Source organism: Xanthomonas sp. 3075, assembly GCF_014197275.1.
Taxonomy (GTDB): Bacteria; Pseudomonadota; Gammaproteobacteria; order Xanthomonadales; family Xanthomonadaceae; genus Xanthomonas; species Xanthomonas campestris_B.
This window is the reverse complement of the sequence record NZ_JACIFI010000011.1, coordinates 24,680-48,521: the sequence shown is the minus strand read 5'-3', so window position 1 is coordinate 48,521 and position 23,842 is coordinate 24,680. Positions and strand designations below refer to the sequence as shown.

At 65.1% G+C, this 23,842-nt stretch carries 21 protein-coding genes and 1 tRNA gene; 8 read left to right on the top strand and 14 right to left on the bottom strand.

Annotation, left to right across the window (positions count from 1 at the left end):
• The first annotated feature begins 120 nt into the window (after nucleotides 1–120).
• The 5 genes from GGR62_RS11875 to GGR62_RS11855 all read left to right on the top strand — a co-directional run bounded on the left by GGR62_RS11875 (nucleotide 121) and on the right by GGR62_RS11855 (nucleotide 4,586).
• Complete coding sequence (locus tag GGR62_RS11875; RefSeq protein WP_184408103.1) at nucleotides 121–1,728, top strand: cytochrome ubiquinol oxidase subunit I; 1,608 nt, start codon at nucleotides 121–123, stop codon at nucleotides 1,726–1,728.
• A 15-nt stretch (nucleotides 1,729–1,743) separates the two neighbouring features.
• The gene (gene cydB, locus GGR62_RS11870; protein ID WP_184408102.1) at nucleotides 1,744–2,895 is read left to right on the top strand and encodes a cytochrome d ubiquinol oxidase subunit II; all 1,152 of its coding nucleotides are present in this window, start codon (nucleotides 1,744–1,746) and stop codon (nucleotides 2,893–2,895) included.
• 94 nt (nucleotides 2,896–2,989) lie between these two features.
• Entirely contained in the window at nucleotides 2,990–3,100 is a 111-nt protein-coding gene (gene cydX, locus GGR62_RS11865) for a cytochrome bd-I oxidase subunit CydX (RefSeq protein WP_184408101.1), read from the top strand.
• 59 nt (nucleotides 3,101–3,159) lie between these two features.
• Nucleotides 3,160–3,236, top strand: a tRNA-Pro gene (locus tag GGR62_RS11860).
• Nucleotides 3,237–3,359: 123 nt separating this feature from the next.
• A complete protein-coding gene (locus GGR62_RS11855) occupies nucleotides 3,360–4,586 on the top strand; it encodes an MFS transporter (RefSeq protein ID WP_184408206.1) in 1,227 nt (408 codons plus the stop codon).
• On the opposite strand, the gene GGR62_RS11850 is transcribed toward GGR62_RS11855, so the two are convergent.
• From GGR62_RS11850 to GGR62_RS11790, 13 genes are all read right to left on the bottom strand, one after another.
• Nucleotides 4,567–6,480 (bottom strand): CocE/NonD family hydrolase, encoded by a 1,914-nt coding sequence (locus GGR62_RS11850; RefSeq protein WP_184408100.1) that lies wholly within the window; start codon nucleotides 6,478–6,480, stop codon nucleotides 4,567–4,569. The genes GGR62_RS11855 and GGR62_RS11850 overlap by 20 nt on opposite strands.
• A 353-nt stretch (nucleotides 6,481–6,833) precedes the next feature.
• The gene (locus tag GGR62_RS11845; RefSeq protein WP_184408099.1) at nucleotides 6,834–8,078 is read right to left on the bottom strand and encodes a glutamate-5-semialdehyde dehydrogenase; all 1,245 of its coding nucleotides are present in this window, start codon (nucleotides 8,076–8,078) and stop codon (nucleotides 6,834–6,836) included.
• A gap of 137 nt (nucleotides 8,079–8,215) precedes the next feature.
• Nucleotides 8,216–9,370, bottom strand: coding sequence for a glutamate 5-kinase (gene proB, locus GGR62_RS11840; protein WP_184408098.1), 1,155 nt, complete (start codon nucleotides 9,368–9,370; stop codon nucleotides 8,216–8,218).
• Nucleotides 9,371–9,383: 13 nt separating this feature from the next.
• Nucleotides 9,384–9,644 carry a YciI family protein gene (locus GGR62_RS11835; protein WP_184408097.1) on the bottom strand — a complete coding sequence of 87 codons (261 nt, stop codon included), beginning with the start codon at nucleotides 9,642–9,644 and terminating at the stop codon, nucleotides 9,384–9,386.
• The gene (locus GGR62_RS11830) at nucleotides 9,644–10,006 is read right to left on the bottom strand and encodes a cupin domain-containing protein (RefSeq protein ID WP_184408096.1); all 363 of its coding nucleotides are present in this window, start codon (nucleotides 10,004–10,006) and stop codon (nucleotides 9,644–9,646) included. Before GGR62_RS11830 ends, GGR62_RS11835 begins: the two co-directional genes overlap by 1 nt.
• Nucleotides 10,006–11,301, bottom strand: a complete 1,296-nt coding sequence (locus tag GGR62_RS11825) for an argininosuccinate lyase (RefSeq protein ID WP_184408095.1) — start codon at nucleotides 11,299–11,301, stop codon at nucleotides 10,006–10,008. Before GGR62_RS11825 ends, GGR62_RS11830 begins: the two co-directional genes overlap by 1 nt.
• Before the next feature lie 148 nt (nucleotides 11,302–11,449).
• Nucleotides 11,450–12,403, bottom strand: a complete 954-nt coding sequence (argC, locus tag GGR62_RS11820) for an N-acetyl-gamma-glutamyl-phosphate reductase (protein ID WP_184408094.1) — start codon at nucleotides 12,401–12,403, stop codon at nucleotides 11,450–11,452.
• Entirely contained in the window at nucleotides 12,400–13,011 is a 612-nt protein-coding gene (locus tag GGR62_RS11815) for a GNAT family N-acetyltransferase (RefSeq protein ID WP_184408093.1), read from the bottom strand. Before GGR62_RS11815 ends, argC begins: the two co-directional genes overlap by 4 nt.
• A gap of 5 nt (nucleotides 13,012–13,016) precedes the next feature.
• Entirely contained in the window at nucleotides 13,017–14,360 is a 1,344-nt protein-coding gene (locus GGR62_RS11810) for an acetylglutamate kinase (protein WP_184408092.1), read from the bottom strand.
• 48 nt (nucleotides 14,361–14,408) lie between these two features.
• Nucleotides 14,409–15,509, bottom strand: coding sequence for an acetylornithine deacetylase (locus GGR62_RS11805; protein WP_184408091.1), 1,101 nt, complete (start codon nucleotides 15,507–15,509; stop codon nucleotides 14,409–14,411).
• Between the two features lie 196 nt (nucleotides 15,510–15,705).
• Complete coding sequence (locus tag GGR62_RS11800) at nucleotides 15,706–16,941, bottom strand: argininosuccinate synthase (RefSeq protein WP_184408090.1); 1,236 nt, start codon at nucleotides 16,939–16,941, stop codon at nucleotides 15,706–15,708.
• 55 nt (nucleotides 16,942–16,996) lie between these two features.
• Nucleotides 16,997–18,028, bottom strand: coding sequence for an N-acetylornithine carbamoyltransferase (locus GGR62_RS11795; RefSeq protein WP_184408089.1), 1,032 nt, complete (start codon nucleotides 18,026–18,028; stop codon nucleotides 16,997–16,999).
• A 312-nt stretch (nucleotides 18,029–18,340) separates the two neighbouring features.
• On the bottom strand, nucleotides 18,341–18,838 hold the full coding sequence (locus GGR62_RS11790; RefSeq protein ID WP_184408205.1) for a hypothetical protein: 498 nt from the start codon (nucleotides 18,836–18,838) through the stop codon (nucleotides 18,341–18,343).
• Between the two features lie 177 nt (nucleotides 18,839–19,015).
• Between GGR62_RS11790 and cysS the strand changes: the two genes are divergently transcribed.
• The 3 genes from cysS (at nucleotide 19,016) to GGR62_RS11775 (ending at nucleotide 22,425) form a co-directional block, all read left to right on the top strand.
• Nucleotides 19,016–20,440 (top strand): cysteine--tRNA ligase, encoded by a 1,425-nt coding sequence (gene cysS / locus GGR62_RS11785; protein ID WP_184408088.1) that lies wholly within the window; start codon nucleotides 19,016–19,018, stop codon nucleotides 20,438–20,440.
• A gap of 300 nt (nucleotides 20,441–20,740) precedes the next feature.
• On the top strand, nucleotides 20,741–21,178 hold the full coding sequence (locus GGR62_RS11780) for a SufE family protein (protein ID WP_184408087.1): 438 nt from the start codon (nucleotides 20,741–20,743) through the stop codon (nucleotides 21,176–21,178).
• A complete protein-coding gene (locus GGR62_RS11775) occupies nucleotides 21,175–22,425 on the top strand; it encodes an MFS transporter (RefSeq protein ID WP_184408086.1) in 1,251 nt (416 codons plus the stop codon). The genes GGR62_RS11780 and GGR62_RS11775 overlap by 4 nt, the downstream gene beginning before the upstream one ends.
• Nucleotides 22,426–22,795: 370 nt before the next feature.
• Here the strand turns inward: GGR62_RS11775 and dksA are convergent, their stop codons facing one another.
• Complete coding sequence (dksA, locus tag GGR62_RS21380; protein WP_184408085.1) at nucleotides 22,796–23,821, bottom strand: RNA polymerase-binding protein DksA; 1,026 nt, start codon at nucleotides 23,819–23,821, stop codon at nucleotides 22,796–22,798.
• Nucleotides 23,822–23,842: the final 21 nt, after the last annotated feature.

The following is a 23,842-nucleotide window of genomic DNA, read 5'->3' as shown; positions in this document are numbered from 1 at the left end:
GGGCTGCGCATTGTGACGCACCCGCTCGCCACAGCATTGATTTGGATCAACGCGCATGTCGCGGCAAGCGCAGATGATCGGACGCATTCCTTCATCGACACCCAACCAGGCCCACCCGCCATGATCGACTCGACAGTTGTCGAACTGTCGCGGCTGCAGTTTGCAGTCACCGCGATGTACCACTTCATCTTTCCGCCGCTCACCATGGGCCTGTCGTTCCTGCTCGGCATCATGGAGAGCGTCTATGTGATGACCGGCAAGGACATCTGGCGGCGCATGACGATGTTCTGGGGCGTGCTGTTCGGCATCAACTTCGCCATGGGCGTGGGCACCGGCATCGTGATGGAGTTCGAGTTCGGCATGAACTGGTCGTACTACAGCCATTACGTGGGCGATATCTTCGGCGCACCGCTGGCGATCGAAGGGTTGATGGCGTTCTTCCTGGAAGCGACCTTCCTGGGCCTGTTCTTCCTCGGCTGGAACCGGCTGAGCAAGGTGCAGCATCTGGCCACCACCTGGCTGGTGGCGCTGGGCAGCAACTTCTCGGCGTTGTGGATTTTGATCGCCAACGGCTGGATGCAGAATCCGACCGGCGCGGTGTTCAACCCGGACACCATGCGCATGGAAGTGGTCGACTTCATGGCGGTGCTGTTCAACCCGGTGGCGCAGGCCAAGTTCGTGCACACCGTCAGCGCGGGCTATGTGCTCGGTGCGGTGTTCGTGATGTCGATCAGCGCGTTCTACCTGCTGCGCGGCAAGCATGTGGAGATGGCGCGGCGTTCGTTCGCGGTGGCTGCCGCGTTCGGCCTGCTGTCGTCGCTGTCGGTGGTGGTGCTCGGCGATGAGAGCGGCTATGCCGCCAACGAACATCAAAAAATGAAACTGGCGGCGATCGAAGCGATGTGGGAAACCGAAGCCGCGCCGGCCGACTTCACCGCCTTCGGCATTCCCAACCAGCAGACCCATACCAACGACTACGCGATCAAGATTCCGTATCTGATGGGGTTGATCGCCACGCGCTCGCTGGACCAGCCGATCCCCGGCATCCTGGAACTGGTCGGACGCGCCGAACACCGCATCCGCGGCGGTCAGATCGCCTACGGCGCGCTGCAGCGTATCCGCGCCAACAAGGACGACGCCGACGCGCGCACGATCTTCGATGCACATTGGCAGGATCTGGGCCACGGCCTGCTGCTCAAGCGCTATCGCGACGATATCGGCAATGCCACGCCCGAGCAGATCGCCCAGGCCGCCATGGACACGGTGCCGCGCGTGCTGCCGCTGTTCTGGACCTTCCGCATCATGGCCGCCATCGGCATCTATCTGATCGCCTTTTTCGCCGTCGCATTCTGGTTCGCCTGCAAGCACAGCTTCCAGGAAAAGCGCTGGTTTCTGACCGTGGCGCTGTGGACCCTGCCGCTGCCGTGGATCGCGATCGAGTGCGGTTGGTTCGTGGCCGAATACGGCCGCCAGCCGTGGGCGGTGGAAGGCGTGCTGCCGACTTTCTATGCGGCATCGGGCCTGGATCTGTACGAAATCCTGTTGACCCTGGTCGGCTTCACCGCGCTGTACACCACGCTGCTGGTGATCGCGGTCAGGTTGTCGTTGAAGACGATCGGCAAAGGCCCGGACCTGCTGTTTCCGCCGAGCAACACCATCCCGTCACCGAACACCAGCTCGCCCCACGCGTCCACACCCAACGCCCCATTGCGCACCGGCGCACCGTAAGCCAGGAGAGACACCATGGATTTCATCTTGCTCGACTACACCACGCTGCGCCTGATCTGGTGGCTGCTGCTGGGCGTGTTGCTGTCCGGTTACGCGGTGATGGGCGGCTTCGATCTGGGCGTCAGCACGTTGTTGCCGCTGGTCGCCCGCAACGATACCGAACGGCGCCTGGTGATCAACACCATCGGCCCGGTCTGGGAAGGCAGCCAGGTGTGGCTGATCCTGGGAGGCGGTGCGATCTTCGCTGCATTCCCGCCGTTGTATGCGGTGAGTTTTTCCGGGTTCTATCTGGCGATGTTCCTGATCCTGTTCGCGCTGATCCTGCGCCCGGTCGGCTTCAAGTTCCGCAGCAAGCTGGCCGGGCCGCGCTGGCGCAACAACTGGGATTGGGCGTTGTTTGTCGGCGGCTGCATTCCGGCGCTGATCATGGGCGTGGCGGTCGGCAACGTGTTGCTCGGTGTGCCGTTCCACTTCGACGACAGCATGCGCACGTTCTACACCGGCAACCTGTTCGGGCTGCTGACGCCGTTCGCGCTGCTCGCCGGGCTGCTCAGCGTGGCGATGCTGATGGCGCACGGCGCGGCGATGCTGGTGCTCAAGACCGACGGACCGGTGGCCGCACGTGCGGCGCGGTTCGGCAGCATCGCCGCGCTCTGTGCAGTGGCAGTGTTTGTGGCCGCCGGCGCCTGGGTGTCACTGGGATTGCCCGGCTATGCGGTGACCTCGGCGTTGGCCACCGATGCACCCACCAATCCGCTGGCCAAGACCGTAGCACTCACGGCCGCCGGCGGTTGGTTGCACAACTACACCCGCATGCCGGCCACGTTGATCGCGCCGCTGGTGGGCCTGGTCGGGCTGGCGATGAATGCGCTGCTGTTGCGTGTACGTCGCGGCGGCCTGGCGTTCATCGCCTCGGGCTGCGCCATCGTCGGCATCATCTTCACTGTCGGCTTTGCGTTGTTTCCGTTTCTGCTGCCCTCTTCCACCGCACCCAGCGCAAGCCTGACGGTGTGGGATGCCTCCAGCAGCCGTTTGACGCTCTGGATCATGTTGCTGGCAACCAGCGTGTTCCTGCCGATCGTGCTGGTCTACACGAGCTGGGTCTATCGCGTGCTCAAGGGCAAGGTCACTGCCGACGAAATGGCGGTCAATCCAAACGCATATTGAGTTCGTCTCGTCTCGTCGCCGCTGCGATGCGCATCGCAGCCGCAATGCCGCTTCACCCTTTCACGCTGATCGACGTCACTTGAGGAGAACACCGATGTGGTATTTCGCATGGATCCTGGGCACCGGCCTGGCGGCCTTGGCTGGCGTGCTCAACGGCATGTGGTTTGAAGCCCGCGAGCCCGGGCGTAGCCAATCGCAGCAGTAAAAATATTTCGCTGAATGCTTGCCGATTCCGCATTCCCTATGTAACATACGCGGCTCCTTCGGGGTGTAGCTCAGTCTGGTAGAGCGCTACGTTCGGGACGTAGAGGTCGCAGGTTCGAATCCTGTCTCCCCGACCAGTTTCAAAACACAAAACCGGCCTCGTGCCGGTTTTGTGTTTTCAGGCGCCGTCGCACGAATGTGCACGGTGCGGATGGTCTGTCATGTCTGTTGTCACTGCCGCTGCATCCTCGTCCGCCCGCCTGCGTGGTCGCGGGTTGGTGCTGGCTGCGATCCTGTTGTCCGCGTTCAATCTACGCACTGCAGTGACGTCGCTGACGCCGCTGCTGGAACGCATCGCCGACGAGTACGCATTCGGCGCGCCCACCATGGGCGCGCTCGGCATGTTGCCGACCGCTGCGTTCGCACTCACCGGGGTTGCCACGCCTGCGCTGCTGCGCCGTTTCGGCCTGCCGCGCACCGCGCTGGTGTCCATGGCCCTGGCAACGCTCGGCTTGCTCTTGCGTCCGCTGCTGCCGGGCACTGCCGGGCTGCTGGTCGGATCGTTGGTCGCGCTGGCCGGCATGGGCATGGGCAATGTGGTGTTGCCGCCCTTGGTCAAACGCTACTTCGGCGACCGCGTGGGCGGTGTCAGCACGCTGTACATCACCGTGCTGCAGGTCGGCACCTTGTTGCCGGCGTTGCTGGCGGTACCGGTGGCCGATGCGCTCGGCTGGCGCAGCTCGATGGTGGTGTGGGTCCTGCCGGCGTTGCTGGCGTTGGCGGCGTGGGCGCTGGTGCAGGCCAACCATCGCCGTCTGCGCGCCACCGGGCCGGCGCCGGTCACGCCCACCCCGGAGGCCGAAGGCCGCGTGGCGCGTACCGCCTTGGGCTGGAGCATGGCGCTGACCTTCGGCATGACCTCGCTGATCACCTATTCGATGTTCACCTGGTTGCCGACGCTGCTGCGCGAAGCCGGCGCATCGCCTGCGTTCGGCGGGACCATGGTGGCGCTGTTCGCGGCACTGGGCATGGTCGGCGCGTTGACGATGCCGGCACTGGCAGTGCGCATGCGCAACCCGTTTCCGATCGTGCTGCTATGCGCGGCCTGCGATGTGGCCGCATTCGCCGGCCTGTGGTGGGCACCGCTGGCCGCGCCGGTGCTGTGGGTGACGCTGCTCGGCCTGGGGCCGAGCACGTTTCCGCTGGCGCTGGTGCTGGTCAACCAGCGTTGCCGCACGGCCGCCGGCTCGGCGGCGCTGTCCGGGTTTTCGCAGGGTGTTGGCTACGCGGTGAGCTGTCTGGGGCCGTTCCTGTTCGGCTGGCTGCATGCGCACAATGGCGGCTGGACCGCGCCGTTCGGCTTTTTGCTGATCTGCCTGCTGGTGAAGCTGGCAAGCGCCTGGGTGGCCTGCCGCCCGCAGTTGCTGGAAGACGTGTGGGCGCCGCCGGCACGCGGCGCCCGCGCGGTCAACGGACCGGCAGACTGATGTAGCTGGGCTGCTCCGGGCTCACGTAGACCCGCTGGGTGGCCTTTTGATAATCCCCCGGCTTGGCGAAGAAGATGTTGTCCACGTAGGTCTGCGGATTGCGGTCGTACAGCGGGAACAGGCTGGACTGCACCTGCACCATCACCCGGTGGCCGGGCTGGAAGGTGTGGTTGGCGGTCGGCAAGCCGAACTGGAACGCCAGCGGTTGATTGGATGCCAGCGGCTTGGGCGCGCTGAAACTTTCGCGATAACGGCCGCGGAAGATCGCCAGCGACACCGGCAGCTCGTAGCCGCCCAGCTTGGGATTGGACGCCATCTCGTCCGGATAGACGTCGATCAGCTTCACCACCCAGTCGCTGTCGCTGCCGCTGGTGGACGCCTGCAGATGCACTTGCGGTGCGCCGGCGATCTGCAACGGTTCGGTCAGCGGCTCGGTGACGAAGGTCAGCACGTCCGGGCGGCCATCGACGAAGCGCTGGTCCTGCACCAGCCAGGTGGTCCACATGCTGCGATCGGCAAAATCCACCGGGCGCGGCACGAACGGCACCGGCTTGGCCGGATCGGCCACGTATTCCTCGAAACCCGGCTGCCCCACCGCCGGCCGCTGGAACGACAGCTTGCCGCCGGCCTGCAGATATAGCGGCTTGCTGGTCGATGCGCAGCCCTTGGCGCAGCTGCGCGGCCACGCCTGCAGACGGTCCCAGTGATTCTCGCCGGTGTTGTAGATGAACACCGGCGGCGTGCTCGCCTTGGGCGCGCCATCGACCAGGTATTGATCGAAGAACGGACGCAGCACGTCGTGACGGAACTGGCGCGCGGTATCGCCGTCGAACGTCAATGCGCCCAACGCGCTGCCGTCGTAGTTCACCTGACTATGCCGCCACGGTCCCATCACCAGATAGTTGAGCGTGTTGCTCTTGTCGCGCGGTTCCATCGCCGCGTAGCTATGGATCGCACCCCACATGTCTTCCTGGTCCCACAGGCCCTGCAGCCACATGGTGGGCACTTTCATCGGCGTGCGCGCCATGACGGTGTCCAGCGCCTGGTCCTGCCAGAACGCATCGTAGGCGGCGTGTTCGGTGAGCTTGTGCCACCACGGCAATTGCTCCAGACCCGCGGCCTTGGCAAAGTCGCCTGCCGAGCCGGCGCGCAGGAAATTGCTGTAGTCGTCATGCCCCTGGCGCGCGATGCCGGTGCCCTTGCCGCGCTGGGTGAGCTGACCGGTGAAGTAATCGAAATTGACCTGACGGAACGCGCCGTAATTGAACCAGTCGTCGCCCATCCAGCCATCGATCATCGGACTTTCCGGCACCGCGACCTTGAGCGCCGGATGCGGATTGGTCAGCGCCATCACCACGGTGAAGCCCTCGTAGGACGAGCCGATCATGCCGACCTTGCCGTTGGACTCCTTCACGTTTTTCACCAGCCAGTCGATGGTGTCCCAGGCATCGGTGGCATGGTCGACCTCGCTGGGATTGAGCGTACCGCGCAACGGCCGGGTCATCACGTAATCGCCTTCCGAGCCGTACTTGCCGCGCACGTCCTGGATCACCCGGATATAGCCGCCCTCCACGAACACATCGTCGCCCTGCGCGAGCAGATCCTTCATATGCGGCGAGGCCATGCGCTCGGTGCGCCCGCTGGCGTTGTACGGCGTGCGCGTGAGCACCATCGGCGCGTTGCGCGCGCCCTTGGGCAGCACGATCACCGTATGCAGCTTGACCCCGTCGCGCATCGGGATCATCACCTCGCGCTTGATGTAGTCGTTGGCGGCGTCGGCCGCCACGAACGGCTTGCCGGTGATATCCGGCGTCATCGGCGAGGTTTGCGCAATTGCGCTACCGGTAGCGGCGGCAATGGCGGTGGCGAGCAGGCAGGCGGCAAAACGGCGCATGGAATCTCCGGCAACGACGGGGGGCAGGATGGACAACCGCAGCAGGGTAGGCACAGGCGCCCCGCCTGCGGGAGTGTCGAAGGTACCGGGTAGGTCGCGCTGCGGTGCGGATTGGCTGAGAGGCATCGGCGCTTGCGATGTCGCGAAATGACCACGCCATGCTGCCTGCACGTTGCAAGCCGGTCTTCGCTTGGTCAGCGTAAGCCAGCCCGAAGCCAAGCAAACGTCAGTTGGCAGACCTGGAACCCTCACGCTTCCGCAGGAACTGCAGATGCCTTGCAACATTCGATCGCACGGTTACAGCGACTGAGCGCCTGCGCGATATCCGCTTCAATGGCACGGCAGCGCCGGCTTCAGTGCCGTACCTGACCTTCGCCACGCACCACAAAACGCTCCACCGTGAGCGCTTCCAGCCCCATCGGGCCGTAGGAATGCAGCCGCGTGGTCGAGATGCCGATCTCGGCACCCAGGCCCAGCTCGCCGCCATCGGAAAACCGCGACGACGCGTTGATCATCACCACCGCCGAGCGCAGCGCCTGTACGAAGCGCTCCGCATTGGCGTCGTCCTGCGTGGCGATCACTTCGGTGTGGTCCGAGCCGTACTGGCGGATATGCGTCAGCGCCGTGTCCAGGTCCGGCACCACGCCGATCGCCAGGATCAGATCGAGGAATTCGGCAGCGTAATCGTCGTCGCTGGCAAGGGCGATATCCGGCAGCACGGCGCGCGTTGCCGCATCGCCACGCAGTTCCACGTTGCGCGCGCGCAAGGCCTGCGCAGCAAGCGGAAGAAACTGCGCGGCGATGTCCGCATGCACCAGCAAGGTCTCCAGCGCATTGCAGGCAGACGGCCGCGTCGCCTTGCCGTCGATCAGCAGGCGCACGGCCAGATCCACATCGGCCGACGCATCCACGAACAGGTGGCACACCCCCTTGTAATGCTTGATCACCGGCACGCGCGCGTGCTCGGCGACAAAACGGATCAGGCCTTCGCCACCACGCGGAATGGCCAGGTCGATAATGTCGCTGAGCTGCAGCAGTTCCAGCATGGTGTCGCGGCGCAGATCCTCCACCAGCGTCAACGCCGCCTCCGGCACCCCCGCCGCGCGCAAGGCGCGCTGCAGCGCACGCGCAATGGCGGTATTGGAATGGATCGCCTCCGAACCGCCGCGCAGAATCACCCCGTTGCCGGCCTTGATGCACAGCGCTGCCGCATCGGCGGTCACGTTGGGCCGCGCTTCGTAAATCATTGCGATCACGCCCAGCGGCACGCGCACCTTCTGCACGACGATGCCATTGGGACGAATGTCCTCGCGCGTGATCTGCCCGACCGGATCGGGCAACTGCGCAACCTCGCGCAACGCGGCCGCAATGCCGGCCAGACGCTGCGGATCGAGCGCCAGCCGATCGAGCATCGCACTGCCCACCCCCTTCTCGCGCGCCGCCGCAAGATCCCGCGCATTTGCGGCGAGGATCAACGCGGCATCCTGCTCCAACGCAGCGGCCATGGCATCGAGCAACGCCTGCTTGGCGGACGAGGACAGTTGCGACAGCACTTGCGCGGCATCGCGGCATTGCAGGGCGAGAGTTTTGATGGTCATTGGGGGAATCGGGAGTGGGGAATCGGGAATGGTAAAAGCGCGCGCCATCACTTTACTGCGACGGAATCGGCAGCGGGAAAATCAGCGGAAAACGCCCTTGCGATTCTCCATTCCCGATTCTCCATTCCCAATCCCCGCTACAACAGCACCAAATCATCGCGATGCACCACATTCTCGCCATAACTGTAGCCGAGCACATGCTCGATCTCGCGCGAGTGGCGACCGGCGATGCGGCGGATATCGACGGCCGAATACTGGCTGACGCCGCGTGCCAGGCAACGCTCGCCATCGCCATCGCGCAGGCGGATTTCCACCATGTCGCCACGACGGAAATCGCCTTCCGCGCAGGCCACGCCGCCGGGCAATAGCGAGGCGCCCTTGTCGGTGAGCGCCGCCGCAGCGCCACCATCGACCAGGATCGCGCCAGGCTCCACCGGCGCGTGACGCAGCCAGTACTTGCGGGCGGCAACCCGCGTGCGCGCGGCGTGGATGCGCGTACCGCGCAGGCGATCCTGCGCCAGTGCGCGGACCACCTCGCCACTGCGGCCGTTGAACAGATAGGTTTCGATGCCGGCCGCGCCGGCCTTGGCCGCCGCCTCCAGCTTGGTGCGCATGCCGCCGGTACCCACGCCGCTGCCGCTGCCACCGGCCATCGCCAACACCTCTGCGGTGAGGTCGGGCACCGCGTCGAGCGCACGCGCCATCGGATTGCTGCGCGGATCGGCGCTGTACAGTCCATCGATATCGGTGGCGATGAACAACGCATCGGCATCGACCAGTGCCGCCACGATCGCAGCGAGATTGTCGTTGTCGCCCAGCTTGAGCTCGTCCACCGACACGGTGTCGTTCTCGTTGATGACCGGCAACGCGCCCAGCCGCAACAACTCGCCCAGGGTGGCGCGCGCATTGAGATAACGGCGACGGTTACGCAGGTCGTCGTGGGTGAGCAATACCTGCGCGACCGGTCGCTCGAAAAAGCGCTGCCACAGCGCGATCAACTGCGCCTGCCCCAGCGCCGCCAGCGCCTGCCGCGCGGCAATCGGAGCGCCCACAGCGGCGGCCTTGGGCAGGATCGCGCGACCCGCCGCCACCGCACCGGACGACACGATCACCAACTCGCGCCCGACCGCCAGATTGGCCGAGACGAACTGCGCCAGCCCCAGTGCAAAGCGCGGCGACAAGCCACCGCCATCGGCGGCAAGCAGGCTGCTGCCGACCTTGAGCACCGCACGCCGCCACGGCGGCAGCGGCTGTTCGGTGAAGGGCGATGCCGTGCCGGTGGGCGTGCTCATGGCGGCGAGGTACTCAGAACGTGTTCCATTCGTAGACGCTCAGCGTGGACGCATCGCGCAGGACCAGAGGGTCGCGCGCGACGATCTGTTTGGCCTGGTCCAGGCTACTGACGTTGACCAGCACATACGCCCCACCCGAGCGATCGCTGAAACCACCGGTCAGCTCGAGTTGCCCAGCAGCTCGCAGTTCCTCCAGGAACGCCAGATGCGGCTCCACCACATCGGCGGGAAACTCGGCATTGCGGATCGCCACGACCAGGTAGCGCGTCTTCATCAGCCTACGTCCTTTGCGCGTGCGGCCGCTGGCGTGCGTTCGCGGCCATGCGGTGCAGAGATCACCAGAAAGCGCGCTTCGCCCTCCGACAGATTGTGCATTTGGTGGGTCGAACCCGGTGGCACGTGCAGGCCCTGCCCCACACGCAACACATGCTGGGTGCCATCGACCTGCAGCATCACTTCCCCGGCCAGCACGTAGAAGAAATGGCGTGCGCGGCTATGCCGATGGCGCAGTTCGGCAACGCCTGGCGGCATGTGTTCTTCGAGTACGCTCAGGGTTGGATCGCGCAACAGGTGCCAGCCTTCGCAGGACTCGCCCCAGGGATAGTGTTCTGCGGTGTCGGTACTGATCACGGCCATCAGCGCAGGGCCTCCCAGCGGGCATGCAGGACATCCAGCTGCAGATCCGCAGCGGCGCCCGGCGACACGCGTGCGGCGAGACTGCCTTCGGGCGTGCGTCCCTGACCGGCGGTGTCGGCCGATTCCGCTGCAGCCTGGTAGGCCTCGCGGAACGGCACACCGGCCACGGCCGCTTCCACCGCCACATCGGTGGCGTACATGCCCGAATCGATCGCCGCACGCAACTTGTCCGGGCGCCATTCCAGATTGGCAAGCAAGGCCGGCAGCAATTCGAGCGCCGCCAATCCACGCCCGAAACCGTGCACGATCGCGCCCTTGCTGCTCTGCAGATCGCGGTGGTAACCGGACGGCAGCGACAGCAGCTGTTCGATCTCGGTACGCGCTGCCGCCACGCTGGCGTGGGTGGCGCGCATCAGTTCGATCACGTCGGGGTTGCGCTTGTTGGGCATGATCGAACTGCCGGTGGTGTATTGCGCCGGCAACGCGACAAAGGCGAACTCGCCACTGGTGAACAACGACAGATCCCAGGCGATACGGCGCAGGTCCAGGGTGGCGCTGCCCAGCGCTTCGAGCGCGGCCAGTTCGAATTTTCCGCGCGAGAGTTGCGCGTAGATCGGCGAGACCTGTAACCGTGCGAAGCCCAGTTCAGCAGTGGTGTGCGCACGGTCCAGCGGCAGGTTGACGCCATAGCCGGCGGCGGTTCCCAGCGGATTGCTATCGACCAACCGGAAGGTGTCGTTGGCACGCACCGCATTGTCGATGAACGCCTCTGCCCAGCCCGCCCACCACATGCCAGCCGAGGACACCACCGCGCGTTGGATATGCGTATAGCCCGGCACCGGCAGCTCGGCTTCTGCGTGCGCGCGGTCCAACGCCACCTTGGCGATCTCCGTACTGAGCGCGGCCACGCGCTGCAGCTTGTCCTTCAACCACAGGCGCGTGGCGACCAGGATCTGGTCGTTGCGGCTGCGCCCGGTATGGATCTTGCGGCCGGCATCGCCCAACCGTTCGGTCAGGCGTGCTTCGATCGCCGAATGGCAATCCTCGTAGCGCTCGTCCAGCACGAACGCGCCGCTGCGGAAGTCCTCTGCCAGCAGATCCAGTTGTTCGCTCAGCCCGCCCAGTTCCTGCAACGACAGGATGCCGATGTGCTGCAAGCCCTGCGCATGCGCCTTGCTGGCCGCGATGTCGTGCAGGAAGAACTCGCGATCCAGGATCACGTCGTCGCCAGCCAGGAAAGACTGGATCTTGGCGTCCACCGCCACGCCGGGTTTTTGCCACAACAGATTGGTCATCGTGCAGATCCTTCAAAAAAATCCGCATGCAGCGCAGGCGGAGTCAAGCAATCGCATGTACGCGCCAGGCGCACCCAGCAAGCATTAGCACGTTTGCGCGACGCGCAGCGTGCGCGCTGCACGCAGCGCAGCGACGCAAGCCAGCCGATCAACGCGCAACTGCAGTCAATTCGTCCCAGCCAAACGCCCGATTGAGATTCTGCATCGCCTGCGTCGCCGCGCCCTTGAGCAGATTATCCAGCGTCGCCACCACCACCACGCGCTTGTTGCCCGGCGCCAGGGTCACGCCGCCGATCTGCACGCCGTGTTTGCCGGCAATGCGGCTCACCCACGGCGCCTCGTCGACAAGCTCGATCAGCGCCTCGTCGGCGTAGCGCTGCGCGTAACGCGCCTGGATCTGCTCGCGCGTGAGCGGTTGCTGCAGCCACAGGTTGACGGTCATGGTGATGCCGCGAAAATGCGGCGCCACATGCGGCATGAATTCCACCGGCACGCCGAGCTGCGCAGACACTTCGCGCTCGTGCATGTGGTTGGTCAGCGCATACGGCATCAGGTTATCGGCGAGCAGCTCGGGGTTGTTCTTGTCCGAGGGCGTGGTGCCGGCGCCAGAATAACCGGACACGCCAAAGCACTGCGGCGGGCCGGCCAGCTGATCGAGCAGCGGCGCGATCGTCAGCTGCATCGCGGTGGCGTAGCACCCCGGGTTGCTGATGCGCTTCTGCCCGGCGTAGCTGCCGCGGGTCAGTTCCGGCAGCCCGTAATACCAGGCCGGATCGAAGCGGTAATCGGCCGACAGATCGATCAACACCGTCTGCGGCCTGGCCGCATCGATCGCAGCGACGAAGGGTTCGGCCTTGCCGTTGGGCAACGCCAGGATCACCACGTCGGCGGCCTTGGCCGCCACTGCATCGGCATCCAGGCTCTCGTAGCACAACTCGCCCCGATAGGCAGCGTTGTGGTTGGCAACCGCTTGGCCAGCCAGTTCGCGCGAAGACACGAAACTCAGCTGCAGATGCGGATGTGCCATCACCAGCTTGATCAATTCCGATCCGGTATGCCCGCGCGCACCGACGATGCCGATGGTCGTTGTTTGAACAGTCATGCGTTTGCTTCCAGGCGGAACTGCAGGTGGCGTTTGACCCCGGCCCATTCCGTATCGATGATGGAGAACACCACGGTATCGCGCGGCGTGCCGTCAGGGTGGCGGGTGTGATTGCGCAGCACGCCGTCCTGTTTTGCACCGAGCCGCGCAATCGCCGCACGCGAGGTGTGGTTGAACCAGCTGGTCTCGAACACCACGCTCAAACAGCCCAGGGTTTCGAAGGCGTGCTGCAACAGCATCCGCTTGGTATCGGTATTGACGCCGCTGCGCTGCACGCGCGGCGCGTACCAGGTGTAGCCGATCGACAGCTTGGGCACTGTCGCATCCAGTCCGTAATAGCGCGTGCAACCGACGATCGCACCTGTCGTATCGCGCACCACGAACGGCAACATCGCTCCATCGGCCTGCGCGGTCAGCGCAGCGGCCACATACTCGTCGACCTGCGCAGGCTGTGGCACACCGGTGTACCACAGCCGCGACAACGCGCCGTCGCCCAGCGCAGCACGCAGACCATCGGCATGCGCGGCCTGCAGCGGCTCTAGCGTCGCGTGCTGTCCGCGCAACGTCGGCGGCTCGCGCCAGTGCGATGGCAAGGCGATGGGCGTCATCGTGCTCAGCCCAGCAGCGTCGGCTGACGCGTGGCGCAATGCGCCACGCAGTGCTGGATCTGCTCGAAATTTTCCAGCCCGTACCAGAACACTTTCCACTTTTCCTGCTTGATGCAGCCGTCGGATTCGGCGTAGTAGAAGATGTTGACCTGGTTGTTGTGACGCGAGCGCCAGAACAGCTGCTGCGTCTCTTCGCGCATCACGTTCCACACTGCACGCCCCAGGCCTTCGCCCTGCGCATCGTCGAGCACGGCGAACTTGTCCAGATAGGTCAGCCTGCCTGCACCGAACTGGCCTTCGTCGGTGAGAATCACCGCAGCACGATAGTTCTCGCTGACGTAAGCGCGCAGCAACGTGGTAGTGGCGAAGTACTCAGGCACCAGGGTGCGGCCGAAGCTGGATTCGATCAGGGTCTTGAGCCGTGGCAGATCCAGTTCGTCCCACGAGGTCGCACGCAATACGCGCTCGCCGCGCCGCACCAGCGTGCCCGACCCCTTGTGCGTGAACAGTTCCTTGGCCAGATCCGCCGGCCGGGTGATCGACACCGATGATTCCAGCGGCAGGCGATCGAGCAAATCCTTGATCTGCTCGATCTTGACCCGCATGCCGCCGTTGATCCACGGCTGCTGCATCAAATGGTCGAACTCGGTGGACAGGTTGATCGAGTCGATCAGCTTGCCATCGGCGTCCAGCAGCCCGCCGGTGCCGGTGAGGAAAATGATCTTGTACGGCTGCAGCTCCTGCACCAGCTCGTTGGCGGCAAAATCCGCGTTGACGTTGAGGATCTGTCCGCTCGGCGTCTCGCCCAGGCTGGTGATCACCGGGATCGAGCCGGCCTGCAGGCTGGCTTCGATCGGCGCCAGATTCACCGCCTTGACCTCACCGACCAGGCCATAGGTGTCGCGGTCCAGATACTCTGCTTCGAACACGCCGCCGGTGATCGAGGTCGCACGCGCACCGTTCTGCTGCAGCGCTTCGACCAGCTTGAGGTTGGAGGCCTGGAACACCTTGCGCACGATCGCCAGCGCTTCCGGCGAGGTCACCCGCAGCCCGTTGACGGTGCGCTTTTCGATGCCCGCCGCAGCCAACTCTGCGTCCAGCTGCGGGCCGGCGCCATGCAGCACAATCGGAGTCAACCCCACTTCCTGCAGGAACGACAGCGACGAGGTCAGCGCGTCCAGGTCGTCGCGCAGCACCGCGCCGCCCACCTTGACCACCGCAAAGCGCTTGGCATCGAGCTGCGAGAAACGCTTGAGGTACTGGCTGATTTCCTTGGCGCTGGCCATGCTCGAAAGCAGGCGCACGATGGTCTGGCGGGTCTGTTTGTGGGGCTGTGCGGAGAGGGACATTGCCGTGATCGAAAAGAGGAATGGCCGCGCCAGGCGCGGAACGCTTTTTTAGAGGGAGCCGTTGATGATGCGATGGACCGACGCGGCGTAACGCTGCAATTGCGCCAGCGTCACGAACTCGTCGGCGGTATGCGCTTGCGCGATGTCGCCAGGGCCATAGACCAGCGCGGTATAGCCACCGGCCGAAAACAACGAGGCCTCGGTCCAGAAATCCACCGCATTGCCGATCGGCAGGTCCAGCGCATCGGCCACGTCGCGTGCGGCCAGGCGGCGTTCTTCGGCACGCGCGATGTCTCCGGACGGCAGGCTCGGCCCACGGAAGGTTTCTTCGAAATGCGCTGCGTGTGGATCGGCAAACCCGGCGAAGGTTGCCAGCAATCCATCCACGTCCATCGACGGCAACGGCCGGAAACCAAAGCGCAGTTCCGCCGCCGGCGCGATCATGTTGGCCTTGATGCCACCGTCGACGCGACCGATGTTGAAGCGCAATCCGGTCAGGCCGCCGAAGCGCGCATGCGCCAGCGATTCGACATGATCCAGCGCCTTGCCGCCCCAGCGCATCGCCTGGTGCAACGCGCTTGCGGAAGGATCCTGCTTGCCCGATGCATGCCCGGCACGCCCGGCAAAGCGCATCAGCACCGAGCTGATGCCGCGATGCGCCAGCACGGCCTCGCTCATCGTCGGCTCGGCAACCAGCACAGCGTCGTACGGCAATCCACGCGCCAGGAACGCGGCGATGCAGCGTGGGTCGTTGGCTTCTTCGTCGGAGGAAAACAGAAACGCCGCATCGCCCTGCCCGGCATTGGCCGCTGCCACCAAGGCCGCTGCCGCGCCCTTGATATCGCACACGCCCAGACCGATCACGCGATCGTCGGTGCGCCGCATCAGGTGCGGATCGGCGCTCCACTGCGGCGAATCCGGCACCGTGTCCAGATGCACGTTGAACAGATACTTGGGCGTGCCGCGTACCGCGTACAAGCTCACCGCCCCGGCACCGTGATCGATCACCTCGACCTGGAACCCCGGCAGCTGCGCACGCAGATAATCGAAGATGCCGCCTTCGGCAGCGATCGCACGCGGCGGATTGCGGGTGTCGAAGGACACCAGCTCCTGTAGATGCGTCAGTGTGTTGTCGAGCAGTGTGGTCATGGATCGCGTCTTGATTGCGTCGGGCAGCATATGGTTGGTCGTTCTAACGCGCATCTAGCCCTTGCCCCGCCTGCGGGGGAAGGTGCCCGACAGGGCGGATGGGGGCACGCAGCAGGTCACCCTCATCCGGCGCTATGCGCCACCTTCTCCCGCATGCGGGAGAAGGAACATGCGGGCTGCCTGCGGGACGCCCGCCTCAGCGGTTGACCTGCGCGTAGAGCGTCGAGCTCATCCCGAACAGCTTGATGAAGCCCTCGGCCTCTTCCACGCCCCAGTCGGCCGACTGCGCGTAAGTCGCGCCCTTGGTGTTGAGCAGGTGCGGAGAACGCACGGCCACCGCATCGACGCGGCCGCCACGGGTTTCCAGCGTCACTTCGCCGTTGACCTTGGACTGCGAGGACTTCAGGAACGCCTCGATGTCGGTCTTGAGCGGGTCGTGATAGAAGCCTTCGTACACCAGCTCCACCCACTTGCGCGCTACGTCCGGCTTGAAGCGGTTCTGCTGCTTGGTCAGCACCGCATCTTCCAGCGCACGGTGCGCGGTGAGCAGCGAGATCAGGCCCGGCGCTTCGAACACGATGCGGCCCTTCAGCCCGATCACGGTGTCGCCGGTATAGACGCCGCGGCCCACGCCGTATTGCGCGAACAAGGTATTGAGCTTGGCCAGGATCTTCGCGCCCGGCAGCGGCTTGCCATCCAGCTCCACCGCTTCGCCTTCGACGAACTTCAAGGTCACCGTCAACGCTTCGGTCGGCCAGGCGCTGCGCGGCGCGCACCAGCCACGCGCACCCTCGCCCGGTGCCTCCCACCGGTCGATCTCGCCGCCGGACATGGTCAGGCCCAGCAGGTTTTCGTTGATGGTGTAGGCCTGCTGCTTGGCACGCACGCCGAAGCCGCGCGCTTCCAGATACTTCTGCTCGTAGGCGCGGGTCTGGGTGTGTTCTTTCTGGATTTCGCGGATCGGCGCAACGATCTGGTAGTCGCCCAACGCCTTGACCGCCAGGTCGAAACGCACCTGATCGTTGCCCATGCCGGTGCAGCCATGCGCGATGATGCGCGTGCCCAGTTCCTCGGCGCGCTTGAGCGCGGCATCGACGATCAGATAACGGTCCGACACCAGCAACGGATACTGGCCCTGATAGCCCTCGCCGGCCCACACGAACGGCTTGACGAAGCCTTCCCAGATCGCCGGACCGCCATCGACGGTGACATGGCTGGCCGCGCCCAATTCGGCGGCGCGCTTCTCGATGAAGTCGCGCTCTTCGGCGTCAACACCACCGGTGTCGGCAAACACCGTGTGCACGGCGTAGCCGCGCTCCTGCAGATACGGAATGCAGAAGCTGGTGTCGAGGCCACCGGAGAAAGCGAGGACGATGTCCTTGGTGCCGGGAATCGGGAGTTGGGAATCGGGAATGGTGGAAGCAGTGCTCATCATTGTTTCCTTAGTACGTAAATGTGGGGGCCAAGGTTCTAGCTGTTGCGATTCTCTAATCCCGATTCCCGATTCCCGCTTGCGAAGCCAGGGCCGCCATGATCGCCTTCTGCACATGCAGGCGATTTTCCGCCTCGTCGATGGCGATGCAGTTGGGCGAATCCATCACCGCATCGGTGGCCTTGACGTTGCGACGCAGCGGCAGGCAGTGCGAGAACACGCCGTTGTTGGTCAGCGCCATCTTGGCTTCGTCGACGATGAAATGCTGGTACTGGTCGCGGATCGGCTTTTCCGGTTCCCAGTTGCCGAAGAACGGCAGCGCGCCCCAGCTCTTGGCGTAGACGACATCGGCGCCGCTGTAGGCGCTGCGGATATCGTGGCTCACCTGCAGCGAGCCGCCGCTTTCGGCCACGTTCTGCGCCGCCCAGTCCATGTAGCGCTGATCCAGGATGTAGTCCGGCGTCGGGCACAACAAGGTCACGTCCATGCCCATGCGGGTGGCGATGGTGAGCGCGGAATTGGCCACCGCGGTGTTCAACGGCTTGGGGTGATAGGTCCAGGTCAGCACGTACTTCTTGCCGCGCAGATCCTGGGTGCCGAAGTGTTCCTGCAACGCCATCGCGTGCGCCAACTCCTGGCACGGGTGGGTGATCGTCTCCATGTTGATCACCGGCACCGGCGAATACTTGGCGAAGCTCTTGAGCACCTGGTCCTCGCGGTCCTTGGACCAGTCGACGAACTTCGGGAACGCGCGCACGCCGATCAGATCGACATAGCGGCCCAGCACGCGCGCCACTTCGGCGATGTGCTCTTCGGTATCGCCATCCATCACCGTGCCCAGATTGAACTCGATCGGCCAGGCGTCCTTGCCCGGCTGCAACACCACCGCATGCCCGCCCAGCTGAAACGCGCCCAGCTCGAAGCTGGTGCGGGTGCGCATGGACGGGTTGAAGAACACCAGCGCGATCGACTTGCCCTTCAGCTCGCTTCCCAGCTTGTTGCGTTTGAACAACGCGGCCTGGGTCAACAGCGCGTCCAGTTCGGCGCGGCTCCAGTCCTGGGTGTTCAAGAAGTGCTTCAGTGACATCGATCGATCCTTGTGCTGCGTGCTTCTGCTGCGTGGTCCGCCAGGAGCGACGGGGTGCGCGACATGCGCGTTTCTTGCGGTTGAAACTTTTGTGACACCGAAACGAAAAAACCCAGCCGGGAGGCTGGGTTTTCAACAACCGAACAGCAACGCGCTCCGGTTACCCAGCGAAAATGTGGGATTCCGGTCGGCGGGCACGCGAGGTCATGCCGGAGGCCATCCGCGCGGCGCTGGTGTCGTGCTGAAAGGGGTTTGCTTGCATAGGGCGCGAATCCTCGCATGCATGCGGGCACGGCGCAACCGATATGCGCCTCATCGCGGCGGCGCGACGATGGCGTCGGGAATATACGGGGTCACCGACACCCGGATCCGCAGCCGGTTGCCCGGATCTTCCGGCAGCCGCGAGCGGTACTTGGTGCCCTTGTAGACGTAGTCCACGTCGAAGGCGATCGGGCGCCGGAACTCGCGCGGCACCTCCACCACCCGGCAGTTGCGCCGTGTACTGGTCGGCGGCACCGCCACTGGCGCAGTCGCCGGCTCGGGACGCCGCGAGAACATCTCCTTGACCGAATCCACCATCCGGTTGATGCGGCCTTCGTCATCGACCGGCGTGGCGACCACCGGTACCGCCTGCTCGGCCTCGCACTGCTCTTCGATCCGCGTGGCGCGCAAGGTCTGGTAGACCGGCTCCACGTTGAGCACCTGTGCGTAGTCCAGTTTCACGTTCTCGATCACCACCACCCGGTTCTTGGGATCGGCTTCTGCCGCGTGCGCTGACGATGCCTGCCAGGCGCACACACACAGCAGCAGGAAGAACAGGAAAGGTCGCATCAGTACCGGAACGGCGCAGCTAGGCAGTACGTAAGTGTATGGAGCTTGCGAGCACCTGGGCTGAACGCAGCCCATCCGCTCGCGCTCATCTACAGATCGGTTCGTCATCCAGCCGCGAGGGGCTAGAATCGTGTGGTTACCCTTTTCCAGATGCCGATGAGCCTGCGCCTGCACAACAACCTGACGCGGCGGATCGAGCCGTTCGCGCCGCTCGATCCGTCCAGCCCCACCCTGTATGTGTGCGGCCCCACCGTCTACAACTACGCGCATATCGGCAACGCCCGCGGCCCGGTCGTGTTCGATGTGCTGGCCGCGCTGCTGCGGCGGCGCTTTGGGGCGCTGCGCTACGCGCGCAACATCACCGACGTGGACGACAAGATCAACGCCGCCGCGCAGGCGCAGGGCGTGCCGATTTCGACCATCACCGACCGCTTCGCCGCGATCTACCGCCAGGACATGGCCGCGCTCGGTGTGGTTCCGCCGGATATCGAACCGGCAGCCACCGCACATATCCCGCAGATCGTGGCAATGATCGAACAGCTGATCGCCAACGGGCATGCCTATGCCGCCGAGGGCCATGTGCTGTTTGCGGTGGCCAGCTTCGAGCACTACGGCAAGCTCTCGCGCCGCGACCCCGACGAAATGCTGGCCGGCGCACGCGTGGACGTGGCCCCGTACAAGCGCGACCCCGGCGACTTCGTGCTGTGGAAGCCGTCCAGCGACGAGCTGCCCGGCTGGGAGTCGCCGTGGGGACGTGGCCGCCCGGGCTGGCATATCGAATGCTCGGCAATGGCCGCCGCGCACCTGGGTCCGACCATCGACATCCATGCCGGCGGCGTGGACCTGCAGTTCCCGCACCACGAGAACGAGATCGCGCAGAGCGAGTGCGCGCATGGCGGCGCCACCTTCGCGCGGTTCTGGCTGCACAACGGCATGCTCAACTTCAGCGGCGCCAAGATGAGCAAGTCGCTGGGCAATATCGAGACCGTGCACGACCTGATTGCCAGGCATCCGCCCGAAGCGCTGCGCTACGCCTTGCTGAGCGCGCACTACCGTCAGCCGCTGGATTGGTCGGACGCCTTGATCGAGCAGGCCAAGAACACGCTGGACCGGTTGTATGGCACCTTGCGCGACCTGGCCGCTGCCGAACACGCGGCAGGGATCGACCTCGCGCAGCCGGGCGCGATTCCCGACGATGTGGAGTCGGCGCTCGACGATGACCTCAATACGCCACTTGCACTCTCTGCAATCGCCAGCATCGCCTCCGAAGCACGCGCGCTGCGCAACCAGCTCGCGCATGGCGGCGAGCTATCGGCACGCATTGCCGAGCTGTCCGGCCTGAAAGCCAAACTGCTCGGCGCAGGCCTGGCGCTGGGACTGCTACAGCAAGACCCGGCCGCCTGGTTCTCGCGCGGCACCGATGCCGGCGACGATGCGCGCATCACCGCGCTGGTCGAAGAGCGCAATGCCGCCAAGAAAGCCAAGGACTTCGCCCGCGCCGACGCCATCCGCACGCAACTGGCCGACGCAGGCATCGTGCTGGAAGACACCCCGCAGGGCGTGCGCTGGAAACGCGCCTGACCGCCGCTTCTTCCCTGCCGGGGAGCCTGAGATCGTTTCCTTCTCCCCTGCAAGGAGAGAAGGTGCCCCGAAGGGGCGGATGAAGGCGCACCGCAGGGATGCATCGTCGTTCACGGCAAACGCGTCGCCACGCGTCCGCCAAGGCAAACCGCTACCAACTCGCCACCGATGTTCCGCGCCGTTGCATGGCGACAGCTTCACAGGCTGCAAGCGCTCACGTCGCTCGCGGCACACTCTCAGCCCGCCCCCTCGCCCGAGGGGAGGGGGCTTTCACCAAATGATTGGGATTCTGGATTTTCGATGACCACCACCCCCTTCCCGCTCGAACCCACCGCCGCCGACGCACAAGCCGCCATTGCCGAAGAATTTGCCTTCTTCGGCGACTGGTCCGAGCGCTACCAGTACCTGATCGACCTGGGCCGCAAGCTGCCCAGCTTCCCCGAACAGTGGAAAACCGAAGAACACCGCCTGCTCGGTTGCCAATCGATGGTATGGATCGTGCCGGACGGCAATGCGCAGCGGCTGGATTTCCACGCCGTCAGCGACTCGGCGATCGTCTCCGGGCTGATCTACCTCGCCTTGCGCGTGTACTCGGGGCGTAGCGCGCAGGAGATCCTGGCCACCGAGCCGGACTATATCGCCGGCATCGGGCTGGCCAAGCATCTGTCGCCGACCCGCAGCAACGGCGTGGCCGCGATGCTGGCCTTCATCCGCGACACCGCCCGCGCGCAGCAGTGAGCACCCCGACGCCCTCGCCTTCCGCATCGCTGCGCACGCTGTTCGCCCATCCCGGCTTCGGCCTGGTGCTGCTGTATCGCGTGGCGGCGATGCTGTCGTACCAGATCGTCGCGGTCACGGTCGGCTGGCATATCTACGAAATCACCCGCAATCCGCTCTCGCTCGGACTGATCGGCCTGGCGGAGATCCTGCCGTTCTTCTGCATCGCCCCGTTCGCCGGCTACCTGGTCGATCACCTGCCGCGCCGACGCTTAGGGATGGTCGCAGTGCTGGGCCTGGTCGCTACCGCGCTGCTGCTGTTGGCGATCACCCACGGCTGGCTGCCGGTGCAGGGCGTGTGGCCGATCTATGCGGCCATCGCGCTGACCGGTGCGGCGCGCTCGTTCCTGTCGCCGGTCTATAACGCGCTGTTCGCGCGTGCGTTACCGCGTGAAGCCTTCGCACGCGGCGCCAGCATCGGCAGCGTCACCTTCCAGGCCGGCATGGTGATCGGCCCGGCACTGGGCGGCGTGCTGGTCGGCTGGGGCGGCAAGGGTCTGGCCTACGGCGTGGCCGCGAGCGTGGCGTTGGTGGCGATCCTGGCGCTGGCCTTGTTGCGCGTCAGCGAGCCGGTTGCCGAAGGCCAGCGCGCACCGATCTTCCGCAGCATCGCCGAAGGCGCGCAGTTCGTACTGTCCAACCAGATCATGCTGGGCGCGATGGCGCTGGACATGTTTTCGGTGCTGCTGGGCGGCGCGGTGTCGATGCTGCCGGCCTTCATCCACGACATCCTGCACTACGGCCCGGAAGGCCTGGGTATCCTGCGCGGCGCGCCTGCGCTGGGCTCGATCGTGGTCGGGGTGTGGCTGGCGCGGCACCCGTTGCAGCGCAATGCCGGACGCATCCTGATGCTGTCGGTGGCCGGCTTCGGGCTGTGCACGATCGCGTTCGGGCTGTCGCGGCATTTCTGGCTGTCGGCGGCAATCCTGCTGGTGTACGGCATGTGCGACGGCGTCTCGGTGGTGGTGCGCCAGACCATCCTGCAGCTGGCCACGCCCGATGCGATGCGCGGCCGGGTGTCGTCAATCAACGGCATCTTCATCGGCTCGTCCAACGAGCTGGGCGCGTTCTACGACGGGGTGATGGCGCGCCTGGTCGGGCTGGTGCCGGCAGTGGTGATCGGCGGCTGCGTGACCCTGGGCGTGGTGGCCACGACGGCGTGGAAGGCGCCCAAGCTGCGCAAGCTGGATCTGCGCGATTTGCAGTGAGGCCTGCGACGGCAACCTGCCGCTTGCGAACGCAACCGGCACTTGGTCCCGCTTCGGGTGCTGTCCTCAATGCGAACTCGACGCTGCCCGCGCGTCAGGGCGACTGCCGACGCGCGCACCTGATGGGTCAAGTGCCTGAGGTACGAGCGCCTTTGTGGGATTGCATCGCGTTCCGCACGCGTCGCACCGAACATCGCAGCTGACTTGCGCAGGTCTGATCGCGCATCGCGTAGCTGCGCCTGCCTGACCACACGACACGCACCAGGTGTATGCATAAACGCCTCGTCCACGTCCGCGACACGCACAAAAAACCCCGCACATGGCGGGGTTTTTTCAATCGACTGCTTACGATTCGACCTGCGTTGAACGATCAGTCGCCCTGCTGCTTCTGCAGGTGCTCCCAACGTTCCTGGGCGTCGATGGTGCGTTCGGCGGTCAGACGCGCATCCAGGCGGTCGATGCCGATCTCTTCGCCGGTGTCCACGCAATAGCCGTAGTCGCCGTCTTCCAGACGCTTGAGGGTGCTGTCGATCTTGCCGATCAGCTTGCGGTGACGGTCGCGGGTGCGCAGTTCCAGCGAGTTCTCGGTCTCACGCGTGGCACGCTCGGCTTCATCGCCGATATCGCGCACTTCTTCGCGCAGGTTTTCGATGGTCTGCTTGGATTCTTCGACCAGGTCGTTGCGCCAGCTCTGCAGACGCTGACGGAAGTACTCCTGCTGCAGCTTGCTCATGTACTCCTCATCGGCTGCAGGCTTGTAGCCCTGCGGCAGGATCGGACGACCGGTTGCTTCATCGGTCTTGTACTCGACCACCTTGTACTTGGTCTTGGGGGTCGGGCTGGACGGCTTGGAGGTCACGGCCACGGCCACCTTGCCGACCGGACGGGTCGCGGCGGGCTTGGCGGGGGATTCGGTTTTGGTTGGCGTTTTTGCTGAAGATTTCGAAACGGGCACGGGATTCTTAAGTGACGGGGTCGCAGGCTTTGCCGGCTTCGCAGGGACGGCCTTGGGGGCCGGTGCGGGCGCGGGCTTTTCAGCCTTGACCGGGACTGACTTGGCCGGAGCCGGCTTGGCGGCCGGCTTCGGTACGGACTTGGGCGCCGCCGGCTTGGTTGCCGGTTTGGCGGCAGCCGGAGCTGCCTTGTTCGCCGCCGGCTTGGCAGCACTCTTGGCGACGGGTTTCACCGACTTGGGGGCTGCAGCCTTGGAGGCCGGCGCCGGCTTGGCAGCGGTCTTGGTCGCAGGTGCCTTCTTGGCAGCGGGTTGCTTGACGGCCGGCGTTGCCTTCTTGGCGGCCGGTTTTGCAGCAGCAGGCGCCGCTGCCTTTTTCGCAACGGGTTTGGCGGACTTCTTGGCGGCCTCTACGGCCTTTTTTGCAGGTTTTTTAGCAGCCACGAAACGCTCATCCTTGGTTCC